Origin of the sequence: Vibrio ezurae NBRC 102218 (assembly GCF_000467185.1) — a bacterium.
GTDB classification, from domain to species: Bacteria; Pseudomonadota; Gammaproteobacteria; order Enterobacterales; family Vibrionaceae; genus Vibrio; species Vibrio ezurae.
The window spans coordinates 1-16,342 of sequence record NZ_BATM01000001.1; the positions used below are offsets into that span (position 1 = coordinate 1).

General features: G+C 43.3%; 15 protein-coding genes and 1 riboswitch. Of the genes, 4 read left to right on the plus strand and 11 right to left on the minus strand.

The window, feature by feature from the left end; genetic code table 11:
- Window positions 1–194 precede the first annotated feature (194 nt).
- From VEZ01S_RS00005 to VEZ01S_RS00015, 3 genes are all read right to left on the minus strand, one after another.
- The gene (locus VEZ01S_RS00005) at window positions 195–1,394 is read right to left on the minus strand and encodes an MFS transporter (protein WP_040889850.1); all 1,200 of its coding nucleotides are present in this window, start codon (window positions 1,392–1,394) and stop codon (window positions 195–197) included.
- 168 nt (window positions 1,395–1,562) lie between these two features.
- The gene (locus VEZ01S_RS00010) at window positions 1,563–2,471 is read right to left on the minus strand and encodes a LysR family transcriptional regulator (RefSeq protein WP_021711948.1); all 909 of its coding nucleotides are present in this window, start codon (window positions 2,469–2,471) and stop codon (window positions 1,563–1,565) included.
- 178 nt (window positions 2,472–2,649) lie between these two features.
- Window positions 2,650–2,940: a putative quinol monooxygenase gene (locus VEZ01S_RS00015; RefSeq protein ID WP_021711949.1), complete on the minus strand. Its 291-nt coding sequence runs from the start codon at window positions 2,938–2,940 to the stop codon at window positions 2,650–2,652.
- Between the two features lie 307 nt (window positions 2,941–3,247).
- On the opposite strand from VEZ01S_RS00015, the gene VEZ01S_RS00020 reads away from it, so the two are divergent.
- Entirely contained in the window at window positions 3,248–4,852 is a 1,605-nt protein-coding gene (locus VEZ01S_RS00020; RefSeq protein ID WP_021711951.1) for an ABC-F family ATPase, read from the plus strand.
- 98 nt (window positions 4,853–4,950) lie between these two features.
- Here the strand turns inward: VEZ01S_RS00020 and VEZ01S_RS00025 are convergent, their stop codons facing one another.
- From VEZ01S_RS00025 to VEZ01S_RS00035, 3 genes are all read right to left on the minus strand, one after another.
- A complete protein-coding gene (locus VEZ01S_RS00025) occupies window positions 4,951–6,159 on the minus strand; it encodes a multidrug effflux MFS transporter (protein WP_021711952.1) in 1,209 nt (402 codons plus the stop codon).
- Between the two features lie 272 nt (window positions 6,160–6,431).
- Window positions 6,432–6,692, minus strand: a complete 261-nt coding sequence (locus VEZ01S_RS00030; protein WP_021711953.1) for a DUF5062 family protein — start codon at window positions 6,690–6,692, stop codon at window positions 6,432–6,434.
- 122 nt (window positions 6,693–6,814) lie between these two features.
- Complete coding sequence (locus tag VEZ01S_RS00035; RefSeq protein WP_021711954.1) at window positions 6,815–8,161, minus strand: MATE family efflux transporter; 1,347 nt, start codon at window positions 8,159–8,161, stop codon at window positions 6,815–6,817.
- Window positions 8,162–8,261: 100 nt separating this feature from the next.
- Between VEZ01S_RS00035 and VEZ01S_RS00040 the strand changes: the two genes are divergently transcribed.
- Together VEZ01S_RS00040 and VEZ01S_RS00045 are read left to right on the plus strand one after the other, a co-directional pair.
- A complete protein-coding gene (locus VEZ01S_RS00040) occupies window positions 8,262–9,203 on the plus strand; it encodes a LysR family transcriptional regulator (RefSeq protein ID WP_021711955.1) in 942 nt (313 codons plus the stop codon).
- A gap of 357 nt (window positions 9,204–9,560) precedes the next feature.
- Window positions 9,561–10,991, plus strand: coding sequence for a sodium-dependent transporter (locus VEZ01S_RS00045; protein ID WP_021711956.1), 1,431 nt, complete (start codon window positions 9,561–9,563; stop codon window positions 10,989–10,991).
- Between the two features lie 132 nt (window positions 10,992–11,123).
- Here the strand turns inward: VEZ01S_RS00045 and VEZ01S_RS00050 are convergent, their stop codons facing one another.
- Complete coding sequence (locus VEZ01S_RS00050) at window positions 11,124–11,621, minus strand: GNAT family N-acetyltransferase (protein ID WP_021711957.1); 498 nt, start codon at window positions 11,619–11,621, stop codon at window positions 11,124–11,126.
- The gene (locus tag VEZ01S_RS00055; protein WP_021711958.1) at window positions 11,618–11,890 is read right to left on the minus strand and encodes a type II toxin-antitoxin system TacA family antitoxin; all 273 of its coding nucleotides are present in this window, start codon (window positions 11,888–11,890) and stop codon (window positions 11,618–11,620) included. Before VEZ01S_RS00055 ends, VEZ01S_RS00050 begins: the two co-directional genes overlap by 4 nt.
- 186 nt (window positions 11,891–12,076) lie before the next feature.
- Window positions 12,077–12,236, plus strand: a riboswitch (FMN riboswitch).
- Window positions 12,237–12,431: 195 nt separating this feature from the next.
- Between VEZ01S_RS00055 and VEZ01S_RS00060 the strand changes: the two genes are divergently transcribed.
- Window positions 12,432–13,370: a DMT family transporter gene (locus VEZ01S_RS00060; RefSeq protein ID WP_021711959.1), complete on the plus strand. Its 939-nt coding sequence runs from the start codon at window positions 12,432–12,434 to the stop codon at window positions 13,368–13,370.
- Between the two features lie 97 nt (window positions 13,371–13,467).
- Here the strand turns inward: VEZ01S_RS00060 and VEZ01S_RS00065 are convergent, their stop codons facing one another.
- The 3 genes from VEZ01S_RS00065 to VEZ01S_RS00075 all read right to left on the minus strand — a co-directional run bounded on the left by VEZ01S_RS00065 (window position 13,468) and on the right by VEZ01S_RS00075 (window position 16,272).
- Window positions 13,468–13,689, minus strand: a complete 222-nt coding sequence (locus tag VEZ01S_RS00065) for a FeoC-like transcriptional regulator (RefSeq protein ID WP_021711960.1) — start codon at window positions 13,687–13,689, stop codon at window positions 13,468–13,470.
- A gap of 79 nt (window positions 13,690–13,768) precedes the next feature.
- Window positions 13,769–16,045 (minus strand): Fe(2+) transporter permease subunit FeoB, encoded by a 2,277-nt coding sequence (gene feoB, locus VEZ01S_RS00070; RefSeq protein ID WP_021711961.1) that lies wholly within the window; start codon window positions 16,043–16,045, stop codon window positions 13,769–13,771.
- Window positions 16,045–16,272, minus strand: coding sequence for a FeoA family protein (locus tag VEZ01S_RS00075; protein ID WP_021711962.1), 228 nt, complete (start codon window positions 16,270–16,272; stop codon window positions 16,045–16,047). The genes feoB and VEZ01S_RS00075 overlap by 1 nt, the downstream gene beginning before the upstream one ends.
- Window positions 16,273–16,342: the final 70 nt, after the last annotated feature.

Here is a 16,342-nt window from a genome sequence, read left to right on the forward strand (position 1 = left end):
TTGGCTATTAACGCACATCGACGCAGCTCTCTATATCCCTCTTGTTACGCTGGCAAGTGTTGCTCTTTCTTACTGGGCGGTACGCCTTACCTATCGAGTTCGCTATTTATATTAAATTGATAACAAAGAGCCATAAAAGCGCTTCACGTTACTTTTATGGCTGAAGGAGGAATAGCTAGGTGGTTTAAAAAATATTATGACGAGGTCTGTGCATCAAACAACACACTGCGATTCATGGCGTTATTGGCAAGAAAACTGATAAACAGCATCACGATACTGAACACGGAAACCCCAGCCCAACCGAACTCTTCAAAAGCCATTACTCCAACAAATGAGCCCCATGCACCACCTAAGTAATAGCCCAGCATATACACGCCATTGATGCGACTTTGTGCCGCAGGATCAATGGAGAATACTCGTACTTGGTTAGAGACTTGCGCACTAAACACGCCCAGATCAATCAAGATAATGCCCACAATTAATCCAGCTAAGCTATCACCAAACACTCCTGAAATAATAAAGCCAAACACAATCAATGAGACCGCGACATTGATCATATTGCGTGAGCCCACTTTGCTCACCAACGAGCCGGAAACCTTAGCACCAATAATTCCCGCAAGAGCGATGACACCAAATAGACCCGCTTGTTGAGCATTGTAGTTAAAAGGAGAATCATTCACATGCAGCGCCAATGTCGCCCACAGTGCATTAAATGATGCAAACCAAAATGCACCGGTTAACGCCGATTGGCGTAAAGCGGCATGCTTCTTTAACAAGGTCGCCATACTCAGCACCAATTGTGGATACGGGATTTTGCTCGCGGGTATGTTTGACGGTAAAAAGCGATACAACAACAGACCAAAAATACACGCCAGTACCGCTGACATCATAAACACCGCTCGCCAACCAAATTGTTCACCAATGAACCCACTTAACGTTCGTGATAACAAAATACCCACGGTTAAGCCTGTCATTAAAGTACCAATCACTTTGCCCTTGCTCTCAGGGGTACTGAGCGACGCCGCAAAAGGAATTAACTGCTGGGTAATGTTGGCACTTAAACCAATCGCAAAACATGCAATCACAAGCATGAATAGGCTAGAGACAGAAAATGCCAATACTGATGAGGCAACCAATAGTACCGATAAAATCGCAATTAAACGTCGACGAGGAATGGTATCGCCTAACGGAGACAACAGTAACAAAGCGGCGGCATAACCCAGTTGCCCCGCAGCAGGAATTGAGCCTAACTGCTCACTGGTTAAGCCTAAATCGCTACCAATCTGAGGTAAAATAGGTTGGTTGTAGTACAGGTTTGCTGCCGTCGCCGATACTGCGCTCGACATTAACAACAGGCGCCCTTTACTTAATGGATTGTTATTGCTTTGATTCATTGATACACCGATAAACTCACACAACGAGTCACTATGACCCTGATACCAATCGTGATAATCCACTGTGATTGGTATTCCTAAATTAAAGGCGAGCATCATACGTCGACGTAATTGATACCAAAAATAATAAATTGAATTAGATTCAATACCAAAATTGAATAGATCAGGTTATTTCTGCTGTCGCTTTATTTCATCACAATGCTGATGGATTAATTGAGCAAAGTCCTTTGCCATTGGCGAAGCTCGATGTGTTTGATAAGTTAAAACTAGTGGAAGGGTATCTCGCATTCCATCAATGGGGACAAACACGCACTCATCACTGCGTAAATCTTGAATCGCAGAAGGCACAACAGACACACCAAGCCCGGAAGCAACTTGTGTTAAGACGGTTTGCATCTGCTTGGGATGATGAATAATACGCGGGGAAAATTGCGCAATTTGGCACTCTTTGATAATGCCATCAAACAGGCCAATTGCGGATTCACGATCAAATAAAATAAAAGGCTCATGCTGAATGTCTGACAACTGTATCGAAGCGCACTGCGCCAATGGATGATCCAGTGAAAGCACCGCGACCAATTTATCTTTGTATATTTCAAAAGAAGTATAACTTTGCGCGTATTGCTCTGGCATAGGGCGTGACAAGCTAATATCAATGCGCTGATCAAGTAATGCTTCTACTTGTTCGGCGGCGGTCATTTCCACCAAATTCACATCAATATTGGGGTGACTCTTTATGTATTGGCGAACCAAACGTGGTAGGAAGCTCAATACTGCGCCCCCTAAATAACCAATTGTCAAAGTGCCAATTTGTCCTTGCGAAGCTCGCTGAACAGCTTGTTTCGTTTGCTCTACTTGCAAGATAAGTGCTGAGGCATCTTTGAACAAACGTGCACCTGATGCGGTTAAAGAGACCTCTCTTGAGGTGCGAAAAAAGAGCTGGGTTTTCAACTCACTTTCCAGTGCAGCAATATGACGACTGATGGCAGGTTGTACCGTGTTCAACTCTTTTGCCGCTCTAGAAAAACTGCTAAAGGTTGCTACCGCTACAAAACTTTTGAGCGTTTTTATTTCCATATGACAAACCTACTTCTTTACTTTGCTAGTCAGATTTTGATGTTGTCACCAACGGCAAAGCCCTCTGATCTACTGCGCGCATCTAATCACTGGTCAAGCATTTGGTCAAGGTATTCAGTCGGTTTAAAAACGAGGCGACTGGGTGGTGAGACCACCCAAATCAATAGGCTTAGCACCTTTACCCGATATGTGTCATTTCATTTAATGTAAAGCTTGCCACCGCCCCTTCTGTAGCGGCCATATAGTCGGCAAGGTGAGTGTTCGCCATATGCGTTTGCCATAATTCACGAGATGCCCAGTTTTCATAGAAGGTAAAGTGAGCTGGATTCTCATTGTCTTGATGAAGATCGTAGTTAAGGCAGCCTTCTTCGGCGCGAGTAATATCAATTAACTTTAACAGCTCAGCTTTAACCAATTCCATTTTGTCTGCATTGGCAACGATGTTGGCTACGATAGTCAGTTTGGTCATTAGGTTCTCTCTTTCATTCTTTCCCAATACAGCGACATGCCAACTGGGTATGCGCATAGATTAAGGTTACACAAAGCAATCATAAACAGGTTAATCATTGAATTATTATCAATATATATTTGACAATAAGGCAAGATATTCATACGACGGCTATGACAGCCTATTCCTGTGCGTGACTTGGCTCTCATAACTGTCTTTTGTTGAATAAATCTGTATAATTCGTCGCCTCTAAATTCACAGTTCATGTTTTGCTAAATCCCTCTCTTTTATTTGGCAACTTTCAACTCCAACACCTAGGAATTCTTCTTTGATATCTACCGCAAACATCACCATGCAATTTGGCGCAGAGCCGTTATTTGAAAACATCTCTGCTAAGTTTGGTAACGGCAACCGCTATGGCCTCATTGGCGCAAATGGGTGTGGTAAATCAACCTTTATGAAAATCCTAAGTGGCGCATTAACACCGAGCTCAGGCAATGTATCAATTACTCCAGGGCTGAAGCTAGGCGTACTGAGTCAAGACCAATTTGCCTTTGAACAACACAATGTTATCGATGTGGTGATCATGGGCGATCGTAAACTTTGGGAAATCAAACAAGAGCGTGACCGCATTTACTCTTTGCCAGAAATGAGCGAAGAAGATGGCATGAAAGTCGCTGAGCTTGAAAGTGAATTTGCTGAAATGGACGGCTATACCGCAGAAAGTCGCGCCGGAGATATTTTACTACAAGCTGGCATTGAAGAAGAGTTTCACTTTGGCTTGATGCAACAAGTGGCTCCTGGTTGGAAACTGCGTGTGTTACTAGCGCAAGCCTTATTTGCTAACCCAGATATTTTGCTACTGGATGAGCCTACCAACAACTTGGATATTCATACCATTAACTGGCTCGGCGAAGAACTGAATCAACGTAAGTGCACTATGATCATTATCTCGCACGATCGCCACTTCCTAAATTCAGTCTGCACCCACATGGCAGACATCGATTACGGTGAGCTTCGCATCTATCCGGGCAACTACGAATACTTCCTTGAAGCATCAGGGCTTATTCGCGAGCAATTATTGGCAAGCAATGCAAAAAAAGCGGCTGAAATTAACGAGCTGCAAGACTTTGTGAACCGTTTTGGCGCGAATGCTTCTAAAGCAAAACAAGCCAGTTCAAGAGCGAAGAAAATGGATAAGATCAAGCTAGACGAAGTGAAATCTTCTAGCCGCATCAGCCCTTCTATTGACTTTGGAGAAGGCAAAAAACTGCACCGACAAGCGCTAGAGTTACAAGATTTAGGCCATGCGTTTGGCGATGAATTATTATTTGAAAACGGCAATCTCCTCCTTGAAGCAGGAACGCGCCTTGCGGTTATCGGTGAAAACGGTGTAGGTAAAACCACCTTACTGCGCTGCTTAGTCAATGAATTAGAGCAAACGCAAGGTGTAGTGAAATGGTCAGAAAACGCCTCTATTGGTTATTGCCCACAAGACAGCACCGCAGATTTTGACAACGACCTTTCGATCTTTGATTGGATTTCACAATGGCGTACCGTCAAGCACGATGATCTTATGGTACGTGGCATTCTTGGCCGCCTACTGTTCACCGCAGATGATGCGAACAAGAAAGCAAAAAATTGTTCTGGTGGCGAGAAAAACCGACTGTTATTTGGCAAGCTAATGATGCAAGACATCAACGTACTCGTCATGGATGAGCCCACTAACCACATGGATATGGAAGCCATCGAAGCGCTAAATAACGCGTTAAAAGACTATCAAGGTACGCTTATCTTTGTCAGCCATGACCGCGAGTTTGTCTCGTCATTAGCCACTTCAATCATTGATGTGAAAGACAAAAAACTCGTGAATTTCCAAGGTACTTATGACGAATATCTTGCCCATCAAAAGAAAGAACTGGCGATGGCTTAATACACGATAAAGTAATGTCATTCATTGTTAATCAATGAATAAACCACCAAAAAAGCCCCGTCACTTTGCAGTAACGGGGCTTTTTAATGCTTAGCGCATTACTTTTTATTACTGATAATATTACGAGTCACAAAGTCACGGTTTTTCACTAATAACCACATGATAAGTCCTAACAGCCCGACTGCAATCTGAATCAAACCAAGATCTTCAATCAGCGCATTTTGTCTTAAAGACACCAGTACCATACCTAACGAACCCGACATCATGCCGCAGAACTGGATAATCGCTACCGCCGAGCCTGTATCCTTCTCTTGCTGATCCAACATTAAGTTAGTGCCAGGAATTCGCGTGGTAATAATCGCCATCGTAATTGGCGCAGCAATGAATGCAAAAATCCAAGGAGAAAGATGACCAATCGTCAGTGTTAAAATGCCTAACAATAAGATAAAGATATAACAAGCCGTGATTATACTTTGAGTGCGAACCCGTTTTGACACTTTCATGTAGATCGTAGGGCCAAACGAAGCAAACAATGCATTAAAAGCAAAAGCATAACTAAATTGCTGCTCAGTCAAACCAAAGCCATTAATGTAAATGTAAGAGCCTGCGGCTAAGAATGCCATCAACGCCATTGGTGTCAGTGAAAATATCGCCAACAGAGCCACAAAGCGCGGATTTTTAAATACGGTAATGAGTCTTCCCCATGAACGCACCATTGAGCCTTCATAGCGATGTTGTAGTGTTTCTGTATAGCAAAGTGCCACCAGCGTTGCGACAAAGCCAAATGACGCTAAGAATACAAACATCATATGCCAAGAAGCGATTTTCAATAACAGTGCCCCAATCACAGGCGCGACCATAGGCGCTATGATCACCAGAGACATAATGGTTGCCATGATTTTTTCTCGCTCACGACCACTGTACATGTCTTTTACTATCGCCGTTGCTACAACGGTAATCGCACTACCACCAAAAGCTTGAAGTGACCTCGCACCAATTAAGATATCAACATTAAAGGCGAAAGCACAAAGCACACTCGCACACATATAGATGCCCAGTCCCGTCAACAATATAGGTTTACGCCCAAACTTCTCACTTAATGGCCCCCAAAAGAGCAAGCCAATCGCATAGGTTACAAAATAAATACTCAAGGTGAGGTTCACCATCGCTTGAGTAGTATTTAAAATTTCAACCATTTGCGGCAATGCAGGGAGATATAAATCTGTAGTTAGAGGAGGAAAAGCACTAATAATCACTAAAAAGAATAAAGTGCCTTTGTTACCAAGAATCGGTTGGTGTTTTGTCAAAATAAATCTCTATATCAAAGTGTAAGCGAGGTAAATGCGGGAGGTGATTTTGAGCTTAAGTCACACAAGTGTCAATTAGATATCCAATTCACCCTTTAATTACCACTTTCTTAAAGCCGACGTATAGAGAAAATTTTAGCTGAAAATTTATGCTAGTCACAGCCTTAGTTCTTCAGCTAATAGAACCGTACTACTTATCTTTTTCGAGGTTTTCTTGTTCGGTTACACCTCAACACATGAAAACCTCGAACCTGACTCCGTAATTTTGCTGGCTATTTCAGCGGGTCGTTATCTGGGAGTGCTTTATGCATCCACAAAGCTAAGCGTTTTTTGATGTTTGGCCCGTCCTGTTTGTCTTCTGGAAGTGGGGCGATTTGTTTTACGCCGACTAAGAATAAATAGACAGATTGAACTTTTAAAGGTTGGGTAGAACTTGGCAAATCAAATCCTTGCATCTTTGCCATCTTAAAACCGACTTCTATTGCTTTTTTTACTAGCTTGTCTTCGTTATGGATCTTAGCGGTTTTCGACATAGTAAACTCATCCTTTGCATTGATTTAAGAATGAGTATACCAAACAACAAAAATTACACGTATATCTAGATCTCAAGTTGGGAAAGCATCCGCAAACTGTCATACACACCTTCGCTCACAAATCATACTGCGGGAACGAGTCTTATCGAGCACACACGTCTCGTTTCAAAAATAAGTACTGTTAACAACAATATACCTGTGACGCCAAGTCCAATGCCGATACCGCCCCAAATGCCTGCTAGACCGTAGCTTTTCATTAAAAACCACGCTGCTGGAAGGCCAAATACCCAGTATCCAATGGCGGTCATAATGGTGGGCACCACTACTATTTTCATACCGCGCAATAGGTTAATGGCGAGTAATTGCCATGCGTCCACCACAAAGCACAATGCCACGACCCAAATGACAGAAATCAGCATATTACTGAGCTCATGACTGCTACCACTGTCTAACTGGAATAAATTGGCAATCACTTCGGGCCAAATCGCAAAGGCACTGGCAATCACTAGACTTAATACCGTAACCGCAATAAAGCTTTTACTGGCTATTTTGTTGATGCCCGCAAAGTTATTCGCGCCATATTCTTTTCCGACCAAAATAGCTGAGGCTTGAGCAAAACCGAAATTAATATTCCAAGTAAAAGATAAACACTGCAACATGATTTGATGTATCGCCAGAGACGCCACGCTGATACTGCCTGCCATCAAGGTGCCGCCATAAATAAGCCCATGCTCAAGCAAAGCAGCTAATGCGATGGGGCCTCCCATTGCGAGCATAGGTAATAACAGTTTTGCTGAGTATTCATCAGTATTTTTCCAAGGAGAGAAACGCTGATATTTATGTTGGCGAAATACCCAAAATCCATAACCTAAAAGGACAATCCAAGCCGACAGCGCTGTGCCATAGCCTAGTCCTGCGATACCCCAATGCAAATGAAAAGCCATGAAGTAACTAATGGGCACATTGATGAACACCGTAATAATGGACATGATCATGACTGAACGCACATCGCCAAAGGTGCTGGTTAATCCTCGAAGCACCAATAGCAATAAAGTGGGTAGCATTGTCCATTTAAGCGCATTTAAATATTGCATCGCCACCGCAACCACCTCTGGTGATTGCTTTGCCTCTATCAGTAAATGTGGCGCAAAAGAAAAGCTCAAAGTAAGCGCCGTACTCAATAATAAAGAGAGCATGACCGCCCCTTTCACCGCAAAGCGTATCTGCTGATGACCAAACTCAGGACGGGAAATACTTTGTCCATAAGCGATCGCAATTAAGTTTGCCACACAACCGACAATGCTTCCTGCGACAAGAAAAACAAACGAATACACCGAAGCACCCAGACCACCAGCCGCCAAATCGGCGACACTGATGCGTGACATCATCCATACGTCGGTTAATACCAACGCCATACCGATGAGTTGGGATAATGTAAGTGGCAACGCCAGTTTTAAAATGTTTTTCATAAAGACCTCATTGAATGCCTAGCCAAAGTAATGACTATTGCGCTAGCATTCAATTAACATTTACGCCTCTTGGCATTACTTGAAGTCATGGGAAAGCACAATGAAACCGTATCCAGATATTCCCTACTCCCACAACAGCTTGAAAATATTTGAAAGTGTCGCAAGACACTTAAGCTTTACGCAAGCCGCAACAGAGCAAAATGTCACTCAAAGCGCAATCAGCCGTCAGATAAAGCAACTGGAATTAGGGGTTGGTGTAGAGCTAATCATTCGCAAACATCGCCGCATTGAGCTTACCGCTCAAGGGAGTGAGTTATTTGCTGTGCTACAAAGGAACTATCAAAGCCTACAAACACTGATTGAATCGTGGCGACCAGAAACGCACAAACGCATCGTCATAAAAACAGCGCTAAGTTACGCCACTCGTTCTCTATTGCCTAAAATTCAACAACTGCAAGAACGTTATCCCGATTATGAAATAGTCGTGATCCCCACCATCGATGAGGACGAAGCGCTCCACTCTACTGACTATGACTTGCTGATATTGAATTCTCGAATGCCTCATCAATATAAAGATCGCAAAGACGTGCTGTTTCTAAGAGATGAGTACATGGCGCCAGTGTGCGCACAAAAACTCTACGCCCGAGACCCTAACTTTGATGCTCTGCTGCGTCTGCCACGCTTGCACCCTACCCTTGATCATCATGATTGGAAAACCTGGCTCAGCACTATTGGGCACAAAGATGCTATAAAAGTTCGTAATACTACCTTTTTCACCTTAGATCTGGCGCTAAGTGCTTGTCTATCGGGGCAAGGGGTCACGGTAACGGACTTATTGCTTATTTTGCCAGAACTTGAACATGGCTATTTAGTTTGTCCAAGCAAAGCACAAATTCAACCCAGTGCTTGGCAGTATTTCATCCATTGCCGAAGCACTTCTAGCATCGTTGAAGAAATTAAAGAATGGATACAAAGCGAAACAAAGAAAGAGCTCAGTGTATTAAAGAGGCTTAGTCAGGATTTTGAATGGTATATGGTGTAAAAATAGCCAATATTCGAGTATTTTTTATTTTCCTCATGCGAAATTGGCATATTTATGGGCAAAATCCGAATATTCAGTCACACACGATATATATCAATGACTTAGAAAAAGAGAAGAAGGTGATTTCGATATAAAAAGAAGGAAATAAAAAAGAATTACACAATAAACAAGCCCTTGATCACAAAATTTAGATCAAGTGCTAATAAATACAATTTTCAGGGTTTCAACTTTACCGACAAACTGATTAACTTGCCACACCTAGCGCGCGAGTAAACACTTATATGTGTGTAAACTTATATTTACACCCCTCTTTTTAAGCGCCTAGTCCAACCTATACATTGATAATTTGGAGACATCGTGGCGACTGGAAATATAACCGCAGCCCCTCGTGATAACTGGGGTTCAAAACTTGGATTTGTAATGGCAGCAGCAGGTTCGGCTGTTGGTCTTGGCAATATTTGGAAATTCCCATACACCGCCGGCGAAAACGGTGGTGGTGCTTTTGTACTTATCTATCTTGCCTTTGTCATCGTGATTGGTTTTAGCGTCATGCTAACGGAATTTGCCATTGGTCGTCATACCAGCCGCTCTGTCGTAGGTTCTTTTAAATCTACGGATAAACGCTGGAGCTTTGTCGGCATTATCGGTGTGCTTAGTGGTCTATTAATCATGGGGTTTTACCCTGTTGTCGGCGGTTGGGCACTGGCCTATGTACCAAAGATAGCGACAGGTTTACTCGATACACCTGAAGCCATCGGTGACAGCTTCGGCGGCTTTATCTCTGATCCTGTGCAGCCACTACTATGGATGGCCGCTTACCTAGTGCTTAACATTGTGATTGTGAGTAAAGGCATTTCAGGTGGCATAGAAAAAGCAGGCAAAATCCTAATGCCTCTACTGTTTCTTATTCTTATTGTGGTTGCAGTCAAAGGGCTTTCACTGCCAGGCGCAGGTGCAGGTCTTGAATTCCTATTTAAACCTGATTTCAGCAAAGTAGACAGCCACGTAGTATTGGCCGCACTGGGTCAAGCCTTCTTCTCTCTATCTCTAGGTATGGGCGCGATGATTACTTACGGTAGCTACCTGAAGAAGAAAGAGAACCTAGTACAAACCACAGGTATGGTTGTTGGCATGGATACCGCGGTTGCATTACTGGCAGGTATCGCCATGTTCCCTGCAATGTTTGCCTTTAATATGGAACCTGCCGCAGGCCCTGGCCTAGTATTCGTTGTTGTGCCACAGTTATTTGCTGAAATGGGACACGTTGGTTTGCTCTTTGCCCTGATGTTCTTTGTCGGCCTAACTGTCGCGGCGCTAACCTCTTCTGTCTCACTACTTGAAGTTGTGGTTTCTTACCTTATTGAAGAAAAAGGCATGAAACGTGTGACTGCGGTACTTTCTGCAAGTTGCGTAATGGCCGCAATGTGTGTGTTTGCGTCACTGTCTCTTGGCGGCGTTGGACCGAAACTGTTCGACACGGGTGTATTTGATATTTTCGACCTTCTGACTGATAAAGTATTCCTAGCGGTCGGCGGCATGTTTATCTGTATCTTTGCGGGCTGGCGTTTAAATCGTATCGATTTGGAAAAAGAAATCACCAACAACGGCAAAGTCTCCTTCCCACTGTTTGGTCTTTGGTACAACCTAGTTAAATACGTGATTCCAGTTGCTGTTGCTGTAGTTGCTTGTGCCGGTATATTGAGCGGATTTGAGAGCGGTAAAGGCGCTATCATGATTCTGGCTTTGGTGATTATTGGTAGTACAGCGCTGATTTCTAAGAAGCTTTAAGTTTGACTTAGTTATCACAATTTAAAGCGGCCTTAATGGTCAAGCCATTGTGATTTCGTGATGCTAAATCCAAAAGGAGTTCATTGTTGAGCTCCTTTTTTGCGTAGGGTGTTAGTTTAAATGAAAGCTCAGCTAGCCTAAACTTACTCGGATATCAGATATCGTAATGAACAGTTTATTGTCAGCATCCTGAAATGGTGTAAACCCATAGTGTTCATAAAACTGTGTTGCACCGTCTTTCGCATCGACAACTACGACTGGGAAAGCAACACTATCACTTGCAGTAAGTAACTTTCTTAGTGCATCAATCAAAAGCCACTCACCAAAGCCTCTACCTTTGTAACGGTCATCAACGGCTAAGCGGGCAATTAAACCACCCGAAGTCGATGACTGATGTTTTTTCTGTAATTTTTCAGGTAATGCTTTTAAATCAATCGGTGTCATGGTCAAAGTATAGAAACCAATAATATGGGTATTATCGTTTTCGTCCTCTAACACAAAAGTGCGGGTATTGTCTTTTTTGGCCTGCTGGCTAGCCATGACTTTTAAGTAATTATTTAGAGCCTCAGTACCACAATTGAAGCGCTTTCTATCATGTTTAGCTTTCTCTAGGAGTACAGTGTTTATCATCGAACTTTGCTATCGTAGCGATCAGCGGCAGCTTTTAGGTTGCTATTTACCATCGCAGGTTTATCTAGCGCATCCATCAATAACATCGCGTCAGCTTGGCTAAGCTTTAAAGCTTGTTCACGCTCGACAACTTGTTTAGCTTTCTCGACAGCCGCACTCAGCACAAATGAGTTTATGCTAGACATACCAGCGATAGCGGCGGCCTTAGCCAGCAAATCTTGTGTATCGACATCAACTCTAGCAGTGATGCGAGGTAATGTAGTCGCCATGAACTTTCTCCTATGTGTCAAAATGTCACACCACACATTATGCTCTAAAAATGAACAACAAGCAATGATTGTGTCATTTTGGCACACCAATAACAAACAGCCTCGCGAGCTCTTTTTATCCCTCACCAACAAATATTCATAATATCAATAAAGAGATTTTCCTCATCCGCAAAATTTGATACCTTAAACGGACTTCAGGGCGGGGTGAAACTCCCCACCGGTGGTAAAAGCCTAGCTTGAGCCCACGAGCGCCTTAGTCTCTACTTTTATGAGTAGTGGTTAAGGGACAGCAGATCTGGTGTGAATCCAGAGCCGACGGTTATAGTCCGGATGAAAGAAGTGACACAATTGATTTAACCAATGACGCCTAGTGATCCTCACTTAAGGCGGTTTTTGTGTTTTGCGTAAACTTGCTCGCTAGTCATAGCGGCAGTTCAGTTTATCGTGCCGATTGCCTAACCTCTTACGCTCTGTTCACGTTTATATCAAACCAAGCACACAAGTCACTTTTGACTTGCACGGCTTATATTTGGAGATCCTCGTGGCAGGTATTATTTTTGTTATGATCGCAGCTGGTCTTTGGGCTGCCGATACGTTATTTCGCTATCCGTTACTGGAAAGCAACAGCACCTTACAAATCGTGTTCTTTGAGCATTTGGTGTTGGTCGCTATCATTGCACTATTGCAAATTATGGTGCCTCGCTGGCGGTTTGCGTATATCAAAGGTTCGCTGTTTTCTTTCATCTTGATTGGTGTGTTTGGCTCGGCCATTGGCACTTTGGCCTTTACTAAAGCCTTTACATTGATGAACCCTACCATCGTTATTTTGCTGCAAAAGCTACAACCTATTGTCGCGATTTCGTTGTCAGTAATTTTACTCAAAGAGAAACTGCAAAAGCATTTTTTACTGTGGGCCAGTGTGAGCTTGCTGGGCAGTATTGTGATGATTTCACCGGATATCATAGCGCTGTGGTCTGAAAATTCCGTTTGGCACTATAACCCTAAAGTGATGGCTATTTTACTCGGTTATGGCTGTGCACTTTTGGCGGTTGTCGCTTGGGGAGCATCGACCGTTTATGGGCGAAAACTCACGCTTATGGGCTACAACACCATGCAAATCATGTCGGGTCGATACACCCTTGCTCTGCTTACTCTGACGATCGCTATGTTTGGCTATGGCGAATCATTCACACTTTCTCAGGGCAGTTTTTCCCACCTGTTTTATATGGTGATTCTGTCCGGTCTATTGGGAATGTTTATCTACTATAAAGGGTTAGAAAGGATCCCTGCCCGTTACGGCACGATTGCGGAACTCTTTTTCCCTGTGTCTGCGGTGGTAATCAACTGGATTGCTTTCGACGTCACCTTAACCCCCCAACAAATTATTGGTGCGGTATTGCTGGTCGGTGGCGCGTTAATGATCAGCCGTGAGCCAAAGCAAGCTGAACCACTTGAAGTGGACGCTGTATTAGCAAGATAATACCAACCCTAGCAACATATTTTGAGCAAAAAAAAGCTAGGCGACTGTGAGCAGTGAACGCCTAGCTGACTGGAAAATAGCAGAGGTAAGTAATGACTTACATCTGTACGTTCAAACTAATACCTTGGTTTATGGTGTAACGTACGCCTTTCTCTTTACCTTTAATGGTATCGAACATGCGCGACACTTTGCCCTTTTTTACCCATACTTGCAGCATGGCATCGACACCATCTTCAGATAAACCAAAGTGGTTAGAGAGCACCGTTCTTTCCGTTGTGCCATGTTCTTCAAGGTAAGCTTTTAGTTGTTGTAAAATCATAATACTGCCTTACTTATAGGCTCTATATTTAATTGGTGCGGCTAGACTCAGTCGCACCAGCCAACATAGACCTTATACCTTATACTGCTGGTTGTAGCTCATCTTGCCATTGCTGTTTTCTAGCATGGCGTTTAAGGCCTAAGAAAGTCGCTAAGCCCGCAATAATGATTCCCACAATCCAACATGCACTCACAACTGGGTTCATGCTGAACATCATGACTTGGTAATAAAGTACCGCACTTGAATAAGCCAGCCCCATTGTCCAAACCGCAATGAATTTAGCGTAATCACGACCAAACTCTCGTACGTATGCACCTAATGCTGCCACACATGGTGTGTACATTAGGATAAAGAGCAAGTAGGCAAATGCTGCGTGACCCGATACAAACTTACTTTGTAGGTTAGCAAATACAGATTGATCAACGTCTTGTTCTTCAGCAGCGGCTTGAGTATCGTTTAACTCGCCGACTTCAATCCCTAATGGATCGCTAAAGCTCAAACCCGATAAGTTTTCAGGAATCGACATAACGGCTTCTTTTAAGCTACCTAGCAAATCAAATTCAGCATCTTCATCCGCAGGTGCTGCATATAGATTATTTAAGGTACCGACAACCGCTTCTTTAGCGAAAATACCCGTCACAATACCCACTGTTGCTGGCCAGTTCTCGTCTTTTATCCCCATAGGAGCAAACACAGGAGTAATCACTTGCGCGACTTTAGATAGAGCCGATGTTTCACTGTCTTGGTTACCAAAACTGCCATCAGTGCCGATAGAGTTCAGGAAGCTTAAAATAGTCACCACAATAACAATGGTTTTACCCGCGCCAAAAACAAAGCGTTTCAGTTTTTGCCAAGTTTTAATTACAACATTACGTAGACGAGGGATTTCGTAATCCGTCATTTCCATAATAAAGCTGTCGTTACCACCCGGGTAGATGGTGTGCTTAAGAATGAGTCCGGTAAATACGGCGGCTAATATACCAATGATATACAAAGCAAATACCACATTTTGACCCGCACTAGGGAAAAATGCCGCAGCAAACAATGCATAAACGGGTAGACGAGCACCACAAGACATAAATGGTGCCATTGACGCCGCTAAACGACGTTCACGCTCTTGATCCAGTGTGCGACTTGCCATGATAGCAGGTACGTTACAACCAAAACCTAATACAAGTGGCACAAATGCTTTACCCGGCAAACCCACTTTTTGCATTACTTTATCTAATACGAAAGCGGCGCGAGACATGTAACCAGAACCTTCTAGAAGGGTAAGGAATAAATACAAGCCAGCAATCACAGGGATGAAGGTTGCGACGGTTTGAATACCACCGCCAATACCGTCTGCTAATAGAGTAACGATCCATTGTGGTAGTACCGGATCAAGTAGGTGGTGAGTACCATCCACAAGAACCGCACCAAAGGCGATATCAAAGAAATCAATAAATGCGCCGCCAATATTGATGGCAAACATAAACATCAAGTACATCACGCAGAAGAACAGTGGAATACCCACCCACTTGTTTAAGACCACCGCATCGATGCGCTCACTCAGACGACGTGTGATTTTGCCTTCGGTTAAGCGAAATGCTTTCGTGAGTTCATGTAAAAAAGTAAATTTCACATCAGCAATGTGCAAATCTAAATCCAGATCCAATGAGTGACGAGCTTGCGCTACCGTGTCTTTTACATCATCAGAAGCGGTGTTTAACACCAATGTATCGTCTTCTAAAGCGCGAATAGCCAGTGCACGCTCGTCAACCATGTCATTAGAAAAGAGTGAACGGATATCCGCCACAACGGCTTCAAACTCAGTGCCGTAATCCAATGCTAACGGCTCAACTTCGATGCCAGCTTCTAGCATGCGGTGCAAGTCGGTTTTAAGCTGAGTAACTTGATCTTCACGAGTTGCTGTTACGGTTAATACAGGGCAACCCAACGCTTTAGACAAGCCTTTCGTATTTACGGTTTGGCCGTTTCGAGCGAGTGCATCCATTTTATTGAGAATAACGACCATAGGTCGGCCAAGCTCTCTCAATTGCAGTGTGACGTATAAGCTTCGCTCTAAGCAGCTTGCATCAATCACGTTTACGATGACATCCGCTGGAGTAGAAAGCACTGCGCGAGAAGCAATGGTTTCATCCACACTGTTGGCGTCGTTACCGCTGTCTAGTGCATAGATTCCCGGTAAATCGGTTAGGCTAAACTCTGCGCCTGAAAAAGAATAAACACCGACTTTTTTCTCTACTGTAACGCCCGCCCAGTTACCGACTTTTTGGTTGGCACCTGTAAAGGCATTAAACAGTGTTGTTTTACCACTATTAGGGTTACCGACAGTTAAAATTGAATAGTCCATTATTGTGCCTCAACCATAATTTGTTGAGCCGTCGATTTACGAATAGCAACACTGACATCTCGAATTCTCACTTGCAGGGGATCACCCATCGGGGCTTTACGAATCAGAGTCACTAAAGTATTCGGCAGTACGCCCATTACCATTAGTTTTTTTCTAGTCGAAGTATCTAGTTGTTTTAGCGAACAAATATTAGCTTGTTGCCCAACTGCAAGTTCTGAAAGTTTCATAATCTAAATGCCAATTGTTATCATTTGCGGATAAATATATCACACTCTCTTACAGTTTTACTTATCTTAA